This is a genomic window from Streptomyces sp. NPDC111744, assembly GCF_055634995.1.
In genome coordinates this window covers 235,446-251,109 of record NZ_JBVKCG010000002.1, presented here as the reverse complement: position 1 = coordinate 251,109, position 15,664 = coordinate 235,446, and the positions used below count along the sequence as shown (strand labels likewise).

The following is a 15,664-nucleotide window of genomic DNA, read 5'->3' as shown; positions in this document are numbered from 1 at the left end:
GCATGCCGAGAGTCGGCAGACGGTCACACCGCGTGTGTGGGTGTGATGATAGCGGCCCTCTTTGACCTTTCAAGCTGACCGACCGGTAATCACATATGCCACTTGAAGAGGCCAACTCTCACACCGGCAGCAGCCGTTCCTGAACGCCCTCAGTCCTCCAGCCGGTCGAGCTGCCGCAGCTTGTTGGTGGCGTCCAGGGCCGCGACCTTGTAAGACTCCGCGAGCGTCGGGTAGTTGAACACGGCATCCACCAGGTAGTCGACCGTGCCGCCGCAGCCCATCACCGACTGACCGATATGGATCAGTTCTGTCGCCCCGGTACCGAAGCAGTGCACACCGAGCAGCCGCCGGTCGCCGGGGGAGACCAGGAGCTTGAGCATCCCGTGCGAGTCGCCGATGATCTGGCCCCGGGCCAGCTCCCGGTAGCGGGCCACCCCGACCTCGAACGGCACGCACTCCTCGGTGAGTTGGTCCTCGGTCCGGCCGACGAAGCTGATCTCCGGGATGGTGTAGATCCCGATCGGCTGCAGGTTGTCCATCTGCCCAACCGGTTCCCCGTAGGCGTGGTACGCGGCGACCCGGCCCTGTTCCATGGAGGTCGCGGCGAGCGCCGGGAAGCCGATGACATCGCCGACGGCGTAGATGTGCGGCACCTCGGTGCGGTAATGCTCGTCCACCGTGATCCGCCCACGCCGGTCCGCGGACAGGCCCGCCTTGTCCAGGTCGAGTCCGTCGGTCAGGCCCTGCCGGCCCGCCGAGTACATCACCGTGTCCGCCGGTATCTTCTTGCCGCTCTCCAGCACGGTCAGCGTGCCCCGGGGGTGCCGCTCGACGGCGGCTACGGTCTCGCCGAACCGAAAGGTGACGGCCAGGTCCCTGAGGTGGTACTTGAGCGACTCGACGACTTCGACGTCGCACATGTCGAGCATGCCCGCGCGCTTCTCCACCACGGTGACCTTGCTGCCGAGCGCCGCGAACATCGAGGCGTACTCCATGCCGATCACACCGGCACCCACGATCACCATGGAGCGCGGCACCCGCTCCAGCGACAGCACGTTGTCCGAATCCATGATGGTGCGGCCGTCGAACGCGACGCTGTCCGGGCGGGCCGGCCGGGTGCCGGTGGCGATGACGATGTGCTCCGCGCTCAACAGCCGTTCGTCGCCGTTCGGTTCGCGCAGGGCGACGGTGTGCGGGTCGACGAACCGGCCGGTGCCGGAGCAGAGGGTGACGTGGTTGCGGGAGAGCTGGTTGCGGATGACGTCCACCTCGCGGCTGACCACGTGCTGGGTGCGTGCGGTCAGGTCGGCGACGGTGATGTCCTCCTTGAGCCGGTAGCTCTGGCCGTAGAGATCGCGCTGGGTGAGACCGGTCAGGTAGAGGACCGCCTCGCGCAGGGTCTTGGAGGGGATGGTGCCGGTGTGGATGGACACACCGCCGACCATCTCGGGGCTGTCGACCACGGCGACCCGGCGGCCCAGCTTGGCCGCGGCGATGGCGGCCTTCTGGCCGCCGGGTCCGGATCCGATGACGAGCATGTCGAAGTCGGGCACCCTGCGAAGTCTGTCAGCACGCGGCCCCGCTTCGAAAGGGTGAACGGGCAACCTTCGTATGAAATCGGGTACGGACCCGGGCCGTTGGGCATCCGCGCACCTCGGCCGGCTCAGGGCGCCCCGCCCGCCCGGTTCCCGCGCAGGATCTGGGCCCGCCGGAACAGCGCGTCCGTCGTCCCGGCCAGCACGCCCGCGCGCAGCCGCGGGGCGTAGAAGGACCTGGCCGCGGCGGCCACTTCCCGCGCCGGGATGGCGATCTGGACCAGTCCGGTGCGGCCGAGCCCCTCGATCGAGGTGCCCCAGACGACCTGGCCCACCCCGGCCCAGGCGCAGGCGCTCATGCACATGGCACACGGCTCCCCGGTCGAGTACAGGCTGGTCGCGGCCCACCCGTGGTTGCCGACCCGGCGCACATAGTCCGCCATGGCGACCATCTCCCCGTGGTCCGTCGGGTTCTCGGCCGAGGTGTTGACCCCCCGTCCCAGGACCCGGCCCGAGCCCACGAGCACCGCGCCGAAGGGGTAGCGAGGGTTCCGGCGCGCCTGGTCGACCGCAGCTCTCATGAACCGCTCGTGATCCTCGCCGTCGCCGCCCGTGGACGTGACGACGACGGCGGGAGCGGGCCGCGCCGTGTGTACGGCGGGCACCACGCCCGCCGATCCGAGCAGTCCGAGGAGGCGGCGCCTGTCCAGCGTCAACCGTCTCTCCTCAGGGCAGGAGCCTCTCGACGCAGTTCGGCCCCTCGCGCTCCATCTTCTTCCTGGCCCATTCCAGCGTGGCCGGGGTGACGTCCCGGCCCGACGCCATCACCAGGTCTTCGGGCGCCACCCCGGTGCCGGGGGCGCTGTGCAGCAGGGAGTCCGGGGTGGCGCGGTCGTCGGACGACCGGGACGCTTCGGGTTCTGTGGTCGACATGGTCCCTCCTTCGCGGAGCGGGATGCACACTCTCACAATTGCCCGCCCGGCCGCACCCCGCATCCCGAGCGGCCAGGGGCCCCTTCCCGGCCCGGTGCCCGGCACGGGAAGGGAATTATCCTTTTTAAGATGTACTGTGCCCTTACATCCGTTCCGGGGAGGCCGCAGCGATGATCGAACAGCGGTTCTGTCACAATGCGTCCGGTAGCCCTCGCTACCTGCCGATCGCCGAGCACGGTCTGATCGGCGATCTGCGCACTGTGGCCCTGGTCGGCAGCGACGGCACCATCGACTGGTACTGCTGTCCGTCGTTCGACGCCCCCAGCGTCTTCGCGGCCGTGCTGGACGCCGAGCGCGGCGGTCGCTTCGCGCTGGCCCCGGCCGTCCCGGCCCGGACCAAGCAGTTCTACTTCCCGGACACCAACGTACTGATCACCCGGTTCTTCACCCAGGAGGGCGTCGGCGAGGTCCAGGACTTCATGCCCGTCACCGGCGAGTCCGGGGACTGCGAGCGGCACCGGCTCATCCGCCGGGTGATCTGTGTGCGCGGCACCGTCCCCTTCCGGGTCCTGGTGGCACCCCGCTTCAACTACGGCGCCGACCCGCACACCCTGCGCCTGCTCGACGGCACCGCCCTCTTCGAGTCCGAGGTGATCTCCCTGGCGCTCACCTCCACGGTGGTCATGGAGAGCGACGGCCCGGACGCCCACGCCGACTTCAAACTCGCCGAGGGCGAGTCCGCGGTCTTCGCCCTCGACCAGGTCGGCGACCACATCGCCCCGCGTGGCTGCGCCCACGCCGAGGCCGAGCGCCAGTTCGAGGCCACGGTCCGCTACTGGCGGCGCTGGCTGTCCCGGTCCCGCTACCGGGGCCGCTGGCGTGAGATGGTGCACCGCTCCGCGCTCACCCTGAAGCTGCTCACCTACGCGCCCACCGGTGCGATCGTGGCCGCTCCCACCACCAGCCTCCCGGAGCAGTTCGGCGGCGAACGCAACTGGGACTACCGCTACGTCTGGATCCGCGACGCCGCGTTCGCCGTCTACGCCCTGCTACGGCTCGGCTTCTCCGGCGAGGCCGAGGCCTTCATGAAGTTCCTGACCACCTACATCAGCCACGGCGACGGCGCCGCCTCGGGACCGCTGCAGATCATGTACGGCATCGACGGCCGCACCGACCTGCCCGAACGCGTGCTCCCGCATCTGGAGGGCCACTGCGGATCCGCCCCGGTACGTGTCGGCAACGCCGCGGCAGACCAGCTCCAGCTGGACATCTACGGCGCCCTCATCGACTCGATCTACCTCTACGACAAGTGGGCCCAGCCCATTTCCAGCGCCCAGTGGGACGACGTCACCCGTCTCGTCGACTGGGTCTGCGACAACTGGGACCAGCCCGACGAGGGCGTCTGGGAGACCCGTGGCGGCCGCAAGAACTTCCTCTACTCGCGGGTGATGTGCTGGGTCGCCGTCGAGCGGGCGATCCGCCTCGCGAACCGGCGCGGCCTGCCCGCCGACCTGGTCCGCTGGCAGGGCGCCAGGGACACCATCTACCGGCGGATCATGGACCGCGGCTGGTCGGAGCGGCGCGGCGCCTTCGTCCAGTACGAGGGCGGGGACGTCTTGGACGCCTCGCTCCTCATGATGCCCCTGGCCAAGTTCATCGCGCCGACCGATCCCAAGTGGCTCTCCACCCTGGACGCGCTGGGCGAGGACCTGGTCTCCGACTCCCTCGTCTACCGCTACGACCCGCAGGCCAGCCCCGACGGGCTGCGCGGCGACGAGGGCACCTTCTCCATCTGCTCCTTCTGGTACGTGGAGGCCCTGGTGCGCGCCGGACGTGTGGACGAGGCCAGGCTCGCCTTCGAGAAGATGCTCACCTACGCCAACCATCTCGGCCTGTATGCCGAGGAGATCGGCCGCACCGGCGAGCAACAGGGCAACTTCCCGCAGGCGTTCACCCATCTCTCCCTGATCAGCGCGGCCTTCAACCTGGACCGGGCGCTCGGCTGAGTTCACACGAAACGTGAACTGCGCACCGGGCCGGCCGAGTTGACGCGCGCCCGGTCGCGGTGAGCCCGGCGACCGACACGTCCTCCCCGGCGGCCCGCAACTGCCGTACCGCCGCGGGAAGATCCCCGGAGTCCAGGCACTCCCAGGCCTTGACGAGTTCGGCGGACTTCGGGCGGCGACTGCGGCGCGAGAACACAACGGAGACCATCACCCGCGGGGTGACGTGTCCTCGACACAATTGTGCGAGGGGGTGTGTCTTGTGGATCAGGGCAGCGGCTGCTCCGCCCAGATGACCTTGCCGGCGGGCGTGTACCGGGTGCCCCAGCGCTCGGCCATCTGCGCGACCAGGAACAGCCCCCGGCCGCCCTCGTCGGTGCTGGCCGCGTACCGCAGATGCGGCGAGGTGGTGCTGGCGTCGGAGACCTCGCAGATCAGCGTCCGGTCGCGGAGCAGTCGTACCCCGATGGGCGCGCGGCCATAGCGGATGGCGTTGGTGACCAGCTCGCTGAGGATCAGTTCGGTGGTGAACGACAGCTCGTCCAGGTCCCAGTCCGCGAGCTGACGGGTCACCTTGGACCGCACCTCGGAGACGGCCGCCGGGTCTGCCGGCACCTGCCACTCGGCGATCTGGTCCGCGCCGAGTGCCCGGGTGCGGGCGACGATCAGCGCCACGTCGTCGCTGGGGCGGGCCGGCAACCGCTCCAGGACGGCAGCACAGGTCTCCTCGGGGGTCCTGCCGGCCGCCGTCTCCAGGGCACCGGCGAGCAGTTCGAGCCCCTCGTCGATGTCCCGCTGCCGGTCCTCGACCAGCCCGTCGGTGTACAGGACCAGGCTGCTGCCCTCGGGCAGCTCCAGGTCGGCCGTCTCGAAGGGCAGTCCGCCCACTCCCAGCGGCGGACCGGTCGGCACGTCCGGGAACTCCACAGTGCCGTCCGGCCTGAGCAGCGCCGGCGGCGGATGACCGGCCCGGGCCACCGTGCAGCGCCGGGAGACCGGGTCGTAGATCGCGTACAGACAGGTCGCGCCCGTGACCGGGGCCGTGCTGTCCGTGGGGGTCTCGTCCTGGTCGATACGGCCCACCAGCTCGTCCAGCAGGCTCAGCAGTTCGTCGGGTGTCATGTCCAGCGCCGCGAAGTTGTGCACGGCCGTGCGCAGCCGCCCCATGGTCGCCGCCGCGTGCAACCCGTGCCCCACGACGTCCCCGACCACCAGCGCCACCCGGGCCCCGGACAGCGGCAGCACGTCGAACCAGTCGCCGCCCACGCCCGCCTGCGCCGGCAGATAGCGGTAGGCGATCTCCAGGGCGCTCTGCTCGGGCAGGCTGCGCGGCAGCAGACTGCGCTGGAGGGCCACCGCCATGCTGTGCTCGCGGGTGTAGCGGCGAGCGTTGTCGATGGAGACGGCAGCCCGGGCCACCAGTTCCTCCGCGAGGGCCAGTTCCTCCGTGTCGAACGGCGTGAGCTTCTCCGAACGGCAGAAGTTGGCCACCCCCAGGACCAGGTTCCCGGCCCGCAGCGGCACCGTGATCAGCGAATGGATGCCGAACTCCAGGATCCGGCCGGCGAGTTCCACGTCCTGGGCCTGCCAGCCGGGCGCGTCCCGGAGCCGCGGCTCCACGACGGACTCACCGGTCGCCAGACAGCGGGCCTGCGGCGAGGACGGCACGAAACGGATCCGCTCGCCGACCTGGTACAGGGGGGTGTCCTTGCGCAGCCCGGCGAACGCCACCCGGCGCACCGTGTCCCCGGGCTTGGGCTCCTCGCCCTTGAGGACCGCGTCGTACAGGTCGATGGCGGCGTAGTCCGCGAACCGGGGCACGGCCAGCTCCGCCAGTTCCTCGGCGGTGCGGGTGACATCCAGGCTGGTACCGATGCCCACTCCGGCGTCGTACAGCATGTTCAGGCGCTCGCGGGCCACCTCGGCGCGCCCGGAGAGGGCGCGCAGCTCGGTGGAGTCCCGCAGGGTGATGACACTGCTGGGCGGCCCGCCGCGCACCTCGATGGGGCGCTGGTTGACGGCCAGCAGCCGGTCCTTGACCAGGTGCACCTCGTCGGTGGCCATCCGCCCCGAGGCGATCAGCTCCGCGGCGTCGCTGTCCAGGCCGAGGTCCCGGACCCGGCGGCGTTCGGCGTCCGCGGGCAGGTCCAGCAGACGCTGTGCCTCGTCGTTGGCGAGGATCAGCCGGCCGTCGCCGCCGACGATCAGCACCCCCTCCCGCACGGAGTGCAGCACCGCGTCGTGGTGCTCGTACATGCGGGTCATCTCATCCGGACCGAGACCGTGGGTCTGACGTCTGAGGCGGCGGCTGACCAGCGCAGTGCCCCCGGTCGCCAGGGCCAGTGCGGCAGCGGCCGAGGCCAGCAGCAGCGGCAGCTGCTGGTCGGCGGTGCCGCCCACGTGCGCGGTGGTGATGCCGGCCGCCACCAGCCCCACCACCTTGCCGCCGGTGTCCTTGACCGGGACCACGGCCTGCACCAGCTCCCCGAGGGTGCCCTTCACCTCCTCGGTGACGGTGCCGCCGGCCAGCGCGGGCCCGATGTCCCCGACGAACTTCTTCCCGATGCGGTCCGGCTTCGGGTGCGTGTAGCGGATCCCCTCGGTGTTCATGACGACGATGAAGTCCACACCGGTCGCCTCGCGGGCCGCCTCGGCCTTCGGCTGGAGCGCGGCCGTCGGGTCCGGCAGCAGCAGCGCGGCGGCGGTACCGGGCGCGTTGGCGAAGGACTCGGCGACGGCCACGGACCGGTTGCGGGCCTCCGTACTGCTGTCGTGCCGTACCTGGAGGACCTGTGCCACCACCGCCGACACGACGAGCAGCAGCACGATCACCACCTGCAGCATGAACACCTGTCCGGCCACGCTGCGGCCGCTGCGCGCCGACCACCGCCGCCCGGACCGCATATGCCCGGGCCGGGTCGCCGTCTGCTCCCGCTCTGCGAGCGGCGCGCGCGGAATCCCGGAAGGGGGCGGCCGAGTGTCGGACCGGCCGGGCAGACGGACCATGAGCCCATGTCTACACTGCCCGGCCCTGCGAGGCGAGAGGGTCTCCAGAGGTAACCGGCTTCATACCCCGTTGTGCCCTAACCGGCGCTACCCGGAGGCCGGGCGGCGGGTGGCGAGCAGCAGCGCCACGTCGTCGGGGCGGTCGGTGGCGTGCCGGGCCGTGGCGGTGAGCCGGTCGGCCACCCCGGCCAGCCAGCGGCCGCTGCGCCGGCCCGGCGCCGACCCGGCCTCGGCCAGGGCCAGCCGCAGCACCGCGATGCCGTCGTCGATGTCCTCGCCCGGCCGCTCCACCAGCCCGTCCGTGTACAGGGCGAGGATCGCGTCCGGCTCCAGCACCAGCTCGGTCACCGGGTACCGGGCGCGCGGATCCACACCCAGCACGACTCCGCCGGCGATCTCCAGGACGTGGGTGCGGCCGTCCGGGGCGCGCAGCAGAGGCTGCGGATGACCGGCCCGGGCGACCCGGGCCAGCCCGGTGGCGGGGTCCAGGCGCAGATAGCAGCAACTGGCGAACTGGCCCGGGTCGAGGTCGATGAGCAGACGGTTCGTGCCGCTCAGCACCTCGTCGGGCGGCCGGTCACCGAGCGCGAACGCCCTTACGGCACTGCGCAGTTGACCCATGGTGGCGGCCGCCTGCACCCCGTGTCCCTGGACGTCCCCGATGACCAGGGCCAGTCCGTCGCCGGCCTCGACGACGTCGTACCAGTCGCCGCCCACGTCCATACCCTGGGTGCCCGGCAGATACCGGCCGGCGGTCTCCACCTGCGGGTGGGCCGACAGGCGGCGGGGCAGCAGCGCCTGCTGGAGCCCGCGGGCGAGGGCGGACTCGGTGTCATACCGCTGGGCCCTGTCCATCGCGTGTGCGATCAGGCCCGCGAGCGCCGTGAGGACCGTGCGTTCCTCGGTGGTGAAGCCGCGCTCGACGTCGAAGCCGAGGATGCAGAAGCCGACCGGGCGGCCGGAGGCGATCAGCGGCAGGAAGGCGCGGGCGCCCTCGGCGGCGTCCAGGGCGAGGCCCGGGTAGGTGTCCGCCAGTCGCCGCATCGACTCGAAGAACAGCGGTCTGCCGGTGGTGAGGGTCTCCACGCCGGGCAGATGGGCGTCGAGTCCCACGCCCTCGAAGGGGGCGAGGAAGCCCGGCGGGAAGCCGTACTCCCACGCCAGGTAGAGATGCCGTTCCTGGAGAAGGTAGATGGCCAGCCGGCGGCCGCCGAAGGCCGGGAGCAGTTCCTGCATCACCACCGCCGACACCTGCCGTGCGGTCACCGCGTCGGTCAGCGCGATGGCCAGGGCGATCGGCCGGTACAGCGGAGCCGTCGGGGCACCCCCGGCGGGTGTCGGACCGGCCGCCGCGCCCGGCTCCGGCGGACTGGGCAGGTGTACGGCCGGGTCGATCCGGTGGGCGGGGACGACCGTGCCGGTGATGAGGTCGGGGCCGGGGTGCAGGGACAGAGCGAGCCAGTCGCCTTCGCCGGTGTCCCCGTGGCGGACCTGGAAGTGCACCGGGTCGGGGGCGAGCAGCGCACCGCGCCAGTGGTCGTCGTACGGCGGCCCGCTCAGCCACGGCATGGCCTCCCACACGGGTCGCCCGAGCAGTTCGGCGGCCGGCCGGCCCGTCAGGCGGGCGGCGGCCGGGTTGACGTAGCGGAGCAGGCCCGAGCGGTCCAGGCAGAACACGCCCAGGGGGAGCAGATCGACCACCTTGTCGGCGGACGCGGCGGGGCCCGGGTCGAGGACGATCCCGGAGACCAGGGTCGGGTCCGCGGCACCCGGCGGCGGCCACAGTTCCAGCAGGCGCGCGGCGCCGTCGGCGGCCCACACCCGAAGCGGGGAATCCGGCGGCCGGCCCGCCGCGGTCTCGCGCAGCGCGGTCAGCACCTGGTGGGCGTCGGCCGGCGTGACGGCCGCCGCCAGTTCGGCGCCGGTGACGGGGAAGTCCTCCGGGGCGACGCCGAGCAAGGCATGCAGCCGGTCGTCCGCGTGCACCGCCGAGGTGGCCGGATCCCAGGTGAAACGGCCGGCCCGGGCTGTCCCGGGGTGTGTCGCGGGCGGCCGTACGCACACCGGCTCGCCCTCCCAGGCGACCGCCGCGTCACCCTCCTCGGCCACCAGCTTGCGCAGCCCGGCCCCCAGGTCCTCGGCCAGCCGTTCCAGATGGTCCAGGCCGGGCAGCTCGTCCTCCGTGTCCGGGGCCGCCGGACGCAGCACCGTGAGCACCCCGAAAGCCGGCGCCGCCCCGGGCACGGGCATGTACACCGACCCGAACTGGAACGGCAGACCGGCCGCGAACTGGGGGTAGCGGCGCACCATCTCGGTGGCGTTGGGCAGCACCACCCGCACTCCGAGCCGGTAGGCGTCCGCGACCGGGTACGGGCGGTCCATGTGCAGCCGCCACCAGGGTCGGAACAGCGGGCCGGGCAGCCCCACCAGCGTGGCGAGCCGCAGCAGGCCCGGGGGGTTGGAGCGCAGGTACACCCCGGCGGCATGGCCGCCCGCCGCGCCCAGGGCACTGGTCGAGGCGTCGACCAGCAGCGCGGTCAGCCGTTCACGCGCCCGGCCCAGGTGCTCGCCGCTCCCAGTCATCCGGTCCTACCTCGTCCTTGCACCGCCGGTGGGGACACAGCAAGAATGCGCCACGACGCCCACGGAACGCACCCGGGCGACCGTCCTGCCCGGGCGGCTCAGAGTTCCGGATCCTCCGTCGGCAGCACCCGGGCCGCGCGCATCGTGCGCAGGGCCAGCAGGAGGACGCCGATGTCGTCCAGGTAGATCGGGTCGGGGAGCAGGTCGGTCGGCAGCACCAGATACAGGACGGCGCCCCAGAACACCCAGCGCGGTCCGGTCGGCAGCCCGGCCCGGCGCAGGGTGCTCCGGGTGCGGACCAGCCGTACGAGTACGGTGACCGCCCCGGCGAGCAGGGCCGCCGCGACGATCGCGCAGATCACGAGCACGGTCGTGGTGGTGTCCATGGCTGTCCTGTCGTCCGGCCCCGGTCCGGCCCGGGGTTCCTCACTGGTCCGTCTTCCCGGTTTGGTCCTCCGCCATGGCCGCCGGCTCGGCATTCTCCTTCGGCGGCCGCAGCCCCTTGAACACGCGGGTCAACTGCTGGAAGGGGGACGCGGGTTGGGGCGCGAGCGCGGCGGGGGCGGGTGTGTCGCGGAGCGCGGCGAGTGCCTCGTCGGCCCGCTCGGCGGCCTCCCGGTACAGGTCGCGGGACCTGGTCATGGCCTCCAGGGCCTCGGCGTACTGGGCGACCCGCTCGCGTTCGCGTGCCAGTTCCTCCTCCAGCGTCATCAGGGTCCAGTTGTCGCGCAGATCGGCCAGCGCCTCCTCGGCGCCCTGCGGCGCGGGCTTGGGCAGCGCGGCGAACCGGATCAGGGCGGCGACCAGCTCGGCGGGCTCCGAGCCGTCCAGGAAGACGCTGCGCACCGCGTACTCCCGCGGGTCGTAGCCGGACGGAGCCGGGTCCGGGGGCAGCAGGACGGCACCGCCGCGCGGCACCTCGACGCCGAGGTCCCGTACCGCCCAGTTGACGGCACGGAACTGCTGGGGTGTGGCCCGGTGCTCCACGACACGGTGGGCGAGGCCGGGCGGCAGCTGCCGGACCAGCGGCAGCCGGCCGAGCGCGTCGGGCGTCATCGCCTCGTGCACCACGAGGTTGACGCACCAGGCGTCCTTCGCGGCGTCGCGCAGCACTCGGCGCATCTCCTTGTCGTCGGCGGGCAGCGGATTGACCGTGCGCAGCCGCAGGCCCGCGACGGCCGGATGGTAGTCCCAGGCGGCCTCGCCGCCGTCACCGGCCTCGTCGCCGTCGGGCCAGAACATCGTCGCCGGGGAGGGCCAGGCCTCGTCCCAGGGCCGCTCGGCCTCGGCGACCAGCTGCCACTCCAGCCCGGCCTGCCGTGATACGAGGGTCAGCCGGGCGCGCGCCGTCACCGTGCCGTCGCCGACGCGCCAGCGGGCCTCGAAGACCCGCCGGTCGGAGTCCTCGGGCACGGCGGGTTCGACGAAGTCGTCGAGGGCGCCGGTCTCCTTGCGGCGGCGCAGGATCCGGCGGATCACCTTCTCGGAGTCAGGGCCCGTGTGGCGGCCGCGGGCGGCCCAGACGGTCGGCGGAAGGACGGCACGGTCGGTGGCGGAGTTCGACATGGGCCAATCTGCTGATGGGAGCGGGTGTGCCTTCCAGTATCACCGCCCGGGAACCTGTCCCGGCGGGCGGGGGCCGCCCGCGCACGGGGAACGCGTCCCGCACCCGGGGTGTGCGCCGTGTGCGTCGTACGACGCCGGTTCACCCGTGCCCCCGATCAGGCATACCCCGGACAATGGTGCGGTGAACGGGGCCCGCCCGCCCATCCGCTCAGGGGCGGGCCCCGTTCGCCAGGCTGACGGTGAACACGAGAGGGGGCCGACGGCGTCCGTCGGCCCCTTCTTCGAGCAGGTCGGTGTCGCGTCAGGCGCCGCTCTCCCGGAGCATGTCCTCGCGCTCGACGAGCTTCACGCGCTCACGGCCGTGCGGCTCGCCCAGCGCCCGCTCGGCGGCGTCCAGCCTGTACCAGCCCTCCCAGGTGGTGAAGCGGACGTTGCGCTCGGCGAGGAAGGCGTCCACGGCCTCCGGCGCAGGCGACGCGGGGGTGTGCAGCCTGCCGTTGGCGTGGTCGTCCAGCAGGTTCGACACCGTCTCGTTGGCGTCGCCCTTGGTGTGGCCGATCAGGCCGACCGGGCCGCGCCGGATCCAGCCGGTGACGTAGGTCGACTGGAGGTGTTTGCCGGTCTCCTCGATGACCCGGCCGCCCTCGTCCGGGACGGTGCCCGAGTCGATGTCCCAGGGCAGCTTGGGCAGCTTGTCGGAGAGGTAGCCGACGGCGCGGTAGACCGCACCGAGGTCCCAGTCCTTGAACTCGCCGGTGCCCTTGACGTTGCCGGTGCCGTCCAGGGCGGTGCGCTCGGTGCGCAGACCGATGACCTTGCCGTCCTCGCCGAGGATCTCCGACGGGGACTCGAAGAAGTGCAGGAAGAGCTTGTGCGGGCGGTTGCCGACATCGCGGATCGCCCAGTTCTCCAGCGTCTTGGCGACCATGTCGGCCTGCTTGTTGCCGCGCCGGGTCTCGATCGAGCCCTCGTCGTAGTCGATGTCCTCGGGGTCGACGATGACCTCGATGTTGGGAGAGTGGTCCAGCTCCCGCAGCTCCATCGGGGAGAACTTCGCCTGCGCCGGGCCGCGACGGCCGAAGACGTGCACCTCGAGCGCCTTGTTGGCCTTCAGGCCCTCGTACACGTTCGGCGGGATCTCGGTCGGCAGCAGCTCGTCGGCGGTCTTGGCGAGGATGCGGGCCACGTCCAGGGCCACGTTGCCGACACCGAGGACGGCGACCTTCTCGGCGTGAAGCGGCCAGGTGCGCGGCACGTCGGGGTGGCCGTCGTACCAGGAGACGAAGTCGGCGGCGCCGTAGGATCCGTCCAGCTCGATGCCGGGTATGCGCAGCTCCCGGTCGGCCGTCGCGCCGGTGGAGAAGATCACGGCGTCGTAGAAGGTGCGCAGGTCGTCGAGGCTGATGTCGGTCGGGTAGTCCACATTGCCGAAGAGCCTGATCTGCGGCTTGTCGAGCACCTGGTGCAGGGCCGTGATGATGCCCTTGATGCGCGGGTGGTCGGGGGCGACGCCGTAACGGATCAGGCCGAAGGGGGCGGGCATCCGCTCGAAGAGGTCGATGGACACGCCGGGCTCGGCGGCCACCGCGGACTTGAGCAGGGCGTCGGCGGCATAGATCCCGGCGGGGCCGGCTCCGACGATGGCTACCCGCAGGGGGCGCGGCATGATCAGGTTCCCTTCGAGTGAGGACATTCGATCTCGAACGGGAAGCCTAAACTAAGGCAGTCCTAAGTTAGTACACGGGTCCGGTCTATGACCTCATAAGGCGACCTTATGACCTGTGTCGGAGCCGGCTTATGCCCCGGAGACGGTACAGCCCTCCCCCTCGTGCTTGGCGGGCGCCCCGGGCATGCACCACCCTGTCCTCTGCGGCGTACCGAGGCGCGGTGGCCGGACGGCGAGGGGTGACAGCGTGGACGCACGCGGGGAGACGACCGTCGCGGTGACCGGCGGCAGCGGATTCGTCGGCAGCCATCTGGTGCGCAGGCTGCTGGAGCGGGGCTACCGGGTCCACGCGACCGTCCGCAGTGCCTCCGACGTCGCCAAGGTCCGGCCGCTGTGGGAACTCCAGGAGACCTTCCCCGGCCGACTCGCCCTGTTCGAGGCCGACTTGCTCAAGGACGGCTCCTTCGACGAGGCGTTCCGCGGCTGTGCGACCGTCTTCCACGTGGCCTCGCCGTTCCTGATGCCGGAGCGGATCAAGGACGGCCAACGGGACGTCGTGGACCCGGCGTTGCTCGGCACCCGCAACGTGCTCGCGAGCGTGGAGCGCATCCCGGAGGTGGCGACCCTGGTCTTCACCTCCACCGTGGGCGCGATCTTCGGCGACTACTGCGACGTCCGCGGGATGGCCGGCGAGATCCTCACGGAGCAGTACTTCAACACCACCAGCACGGTGGCCGGCAACCCCTACCACTACGCCAAGACGGTCGCCGAACGCGCCGCCTGGGACGCCGAGGCCGCCCAGGACCGCTGGCGCATGGTCTCCGTCAACCCCGGCCTGATCCTGGGCCCTTCGCTCACGCCCGCCTCCGAGTCCGGCAGCCTGTTCCTGCTGGACGAGCTGTTCAAGGGCTACTTCTGCTACGGCGCCCCGGACTTCAGTTTCACCACCGCGGACGTCCGCGACGTGGCCGACGCGCACATCGCGGCGGCCGAGAACCCGGCGGCCAGGGGCCGTTACATCGTGGCCAACGAGACCATGACGTCCTTCCACGAGATGTCCCGGATCATCCGCACGCGGCGCCCCTGGGATCCGCGCCTGCCGCGCACCGCGCTTCCGCACTGGCCGGTACGCATCCTGGGCCCGTACTTCGGCCTCACCCAGGACTACATACGCAAGCACCTCGGCATCCGCTTCCGCGTCGACAACAGCCGCAGCGTCCACGAGCTGGGCCTCACCTACCGGCCCGTCGAGGAGACCCTCCTGGACCACCACGAGAGCTGGCGCACGCGGCGGCGGAGGGTCTGACCCCGACGACCCGACGACCTCGACGGCCGGGGATCAGGCCGGGCGGACCACCCGGTGGATCGCCGGCTCCCCGGCGTTGTAGATCGACTCCTCGCGGATGGACGCCCCCGGGCTCGGCGCGTGGATCATCATGCCGTTGCCCGCGTAGACCCCGACGTGGCTGGCGTTGTCGAAGAAGAAGACCAGGTCACCCGGTTCGATGGCGGACAGGGGCACCGGGGTGCCGGCGAAGGTCTGCTCCTGCGCGCTGCGCGGCAGCGACACCCCGGCGGCACGCCAGGCGGCCTGGGTCAGGCTGGAGCAGTCGTACGACTCCGGTCCGGTCGCCCCCCAGACACAGGGCCGTCCGATCTGTGCCCGGGCGAACGCCACCGCCTTCATGGCCTTCCCGGGCTCGGCGGCGGAGCCGGGCACGAGGAGGGAACCGGTGTCGGCGACGGCTCCGGGGGCGAAGGTGGCTGCGGTGGTGACTGGGGGCGTGGTGGGGAGCGGGGCGGTGATCATCGGGGGTGCGGTCGGGATGGGCGCGGTGACTACCGGGGCTGCCGGGGGGAGCGGAGCCGGAGCGGCCGGGGCGGCGGTGGCCATGGTCACGGGGGGCGCGGTCGTCGCTGCGGAGGACGCCATCATCGCCCAGGGAGGATCCGTCACCGCCGTGGGCAGCACTGCCGTGGGCGTCGCCGCAGGGGCGGTGGTGTAGGCGGCGGCCGCGGGCTGCGATCCGGCGGCGTAGGCGCCCATGTCGGCGGCGGGCGCCGCGGGGAAGGCGCCGGTGCCCCAGTCGCCCGACGGCATGGCGTACGCGGCGGCGGGATAAGCGGGATGAACGGTCTCCGCGGCGGCCGGGGGCGCGCTGACGTAGGCGGCGGTCGCGGCCGGCATCGTGCCCTGGAAGGGGCCGGTGTCCATCGGAGCCGAAGCGGCCGCCGCCGGCATGGCGGGCGCTGCGGTCGGGAAGGCGCCGGTGTTCGTGGGGGCCGCGGTCGGGAAGGCGCCCGTGTCGTCCGGCATCGGGAACGTACCCGTGGCGCCGGGCGTCATGACCCGGAAGGAGCCGGTGTCGCCC

11 protein-coding genes are annotated in these 15,664 nt (G+C 72.1%); 2 read left to right on the top strand and 9 right to left on the bottom strand.

Going from position 1 to position 15,664, the window contains the following annotated elements:
• Positions 1-149: 149 nt before the first annotated feature.
• The 3 genes from sthA to ACZ7OO_RS05155 all read right to left on the bottom strand — a co-directional run bounded on the left by sthA (position 150) and on the right by ACZ7OO_RS05155 (position 2,468).
• Entirely contained in the window at positions 150-1,553 is a 1,404-nt protein-coding gene (sthA, locus tag ACZ7OO_RS05165) for a Si-specific NAD(P)(+) transhydrogenase (RefSeq protein WP_471501641.1), read from the bottom strand.
• A gap of 110 nt (positions 1,554-1,663) precedes the next feature.
• Positions 1,664-2,251, bottom strand: coding sequence for a nucleoside deaminase (locus tag ACZ7OO_RS05160; protein WP_471501639.1), 588 nt, complete (start codon positions 2,249-2,251; stop codon positions 1,664-1,666).
• Between the two features lie 10 nt (positions 2,252-2,261).
• Positions 2,262-2,468, bottom strand: a complete 207-nt coding sequence (locus ACZ7OO_RS05155) for a hypothetical protein (RefSeq protein WP_365793916.1) — start codon at positions 2,466-2,468, stop codon at positions 2,262-2,264.
• Between the two features lie 170 nt (positions 2,469-2,638).
• On the opposite strand from ACZ7OO_RS05155, the gene ACZ7OO_RS05150 reads away from it, so the two are divergent.
• Entirely contained in the window at positions 2,639-4,474 is a 1,836-nt protein-coding gene (locus ACZ7OO_RS05150; protein WP_471501637.1) for a glycoside hydrolase family 15 protein, read from the top strand.
• A gap of 264 nt (positions 4,475-4,738) precedes the next feature.
• Here ACZ7OO_RS05150 and ACZ7OO_RS05145 read toward each other — a convergent pair whose 3' ends face one another.
• The 5 genes from ACZ7OO_RS05145 to ACZ7OO_RS05125 form a co-directional block, all read right to left on the bottom strand.
• Positions 4,739-7,477 carry a SpoIIE family protein phosphatase gene (locus tag ACZ7OO_RS05145; RefSeq protein ID WP_471501635.1) on the bottom strand — a complete coding sequence of 913 codons (2,739 nt, stop codon included), beginning with the start codon at positions 7,475-7,477 and terminating at the stop codon, positions 4,739-4,741.
• An 87-nt stretch (positions 7,478-7,564) separates the two neighbouring features.
• Positions 7,565-10,060, bottom strand: coding sequence for a SpoIIE family protein phosphatase (locus tag ACZ7OO_RS05140; RefSeq protein WP_471501633.1), 2,496 nt, complete (start codon positions 10,058-10,060; stop codon positions 7,565-7,567).
• A gap of 98 nt (positions 10,061-10,158) precedes the next feature.
• Positions 10,159-10,446: a YkvA family protein gene (locus ACZ7OO_RS05135; RefSeq protein WP_352219057.1), complete on the bottom strand. Its 288-nt coding sequence runs from the start codon at positions 10,444-10,446 to the stop codon at positions 10,159-10,161.
• Positions 10,447-10,486: 40 nt separating this feature from the next.
• A complete protein-coding gene (locus tag ACZ7OO_RS05130) occupies positions 10,487-11,626 on the bottom strand; it encodes a hypothetical protein (protein WP_471501631.1) in 1,140 nt (379 codons plus the stop codon).
• Positions 11,627-11,927: 301 nt separating this feature from the next.
• On the bottom strand, positions 11,928-13,292 hold the full coding sequence (locus tag ACZ7OO_RS05125; protein ID WP_471501629.1) for an FAD-dependent oxidoreductase: 1,365 nt from the start codon (positions 13,290-13,292) through the stop codon (positions 11,928-11,930).
• 247 nt (positions 13,293-13,539) lie between these two features.
• Between ACZ7OO_RS05125 and ACZ7OO_RS05120 the strand changes: the two genes are divergently transcribed.
• On the top strand, positions 13,540-14,598 hold the full coding sequence (locus tag ACZ7OO_RS05120; protein ID WP_471501627.1) for an NAD-dependent epimerase/dehydratase family protein: 1,059 nt from the start codon (positions 13,540-13,542) through the stop codon (positions 14,596-14,598).
• A 33-nt stretch (positions 14,599-14,631) separates the two neighbouring features.
• Here the strand turns inward: ACZ7OO_RS05120 and ACZ7OO_RS05115 are convergent, their stop codons facing one another.
• Positions 14,632-15,534, bottom strand: a complete 903-nt coding sequence (locus ACZ7OO_RS05115; protein ID WP_471502334.1) for a C40 family peptidase — start codon at positions 15,532-15,534, stop codon at positions 14,632-14,634.
• Positions 15,535-15,664 lie beyond the last annotated feature (130 nt).

Bases quoted from the DNA above. Each gene is read 5' to 3' on its own strand.
- ACZ7OO_RS05140 (WP_471501633.1), bottom strand. From the start codon at position 10,060: ATGACTGGGAGCGGCGAGCACCTGGGCCGGGCGCGTGAACGGCTGACC.
- ACZ7OO_RS05115 (WP_471502334.1), bottom strand. From the start codon at position 15,534: ATGCCGGCGGCGGCCGCTTCGGCTCCGATGGACACCGGCCCCTTCCAG.
- ACZ7OO_RS05155 (WP_365793916.1), bottom strand. From the start codon at position 2,468: ATGTCGACCACAGAACCCGAAGCGTCCCGGTCGTCCGACGACCGCGCC.
- ACZ7OO_RS05130 (WP_471501631.1), bottom strand. From the start codon at position 11,626: ATGTCGAACTCCGCCACCGACCGTGCCGTCCTTCCGCCGACCGTCTGG.
- ACZ7OO_RS05145 (WP_471501635.1), bottom strand. From the start codon at position 7,477: ATGGTCCGTCTGCCCGGCCGGTCCGACACTCGGCCGCCCCCTTCCGGG.
- ACZ7OO_RS05125 (WP_471501629.1), bottom strand. From the start codon at position 13,292: ATGCCGCGCCCCCTGCGGGTAGCCATCGTCGGAGCCGGCCCCGCCGGG.
- ACZ7OO_RS05150 (WP_471501637.1), top strand. From the start codon at position 2,639: ATGATCGAACAGCGGTTCTGTCACAATGCGTCCGGTAGCCCTCGCTAC.
- ACZ7OO_RS05135 (WP_352219057.1), bottom strand. From the start codon at position 10,446: ATGGACACCACCACGACCGTGCTCGTGATCTGCGCGATCGTCGCGGCG.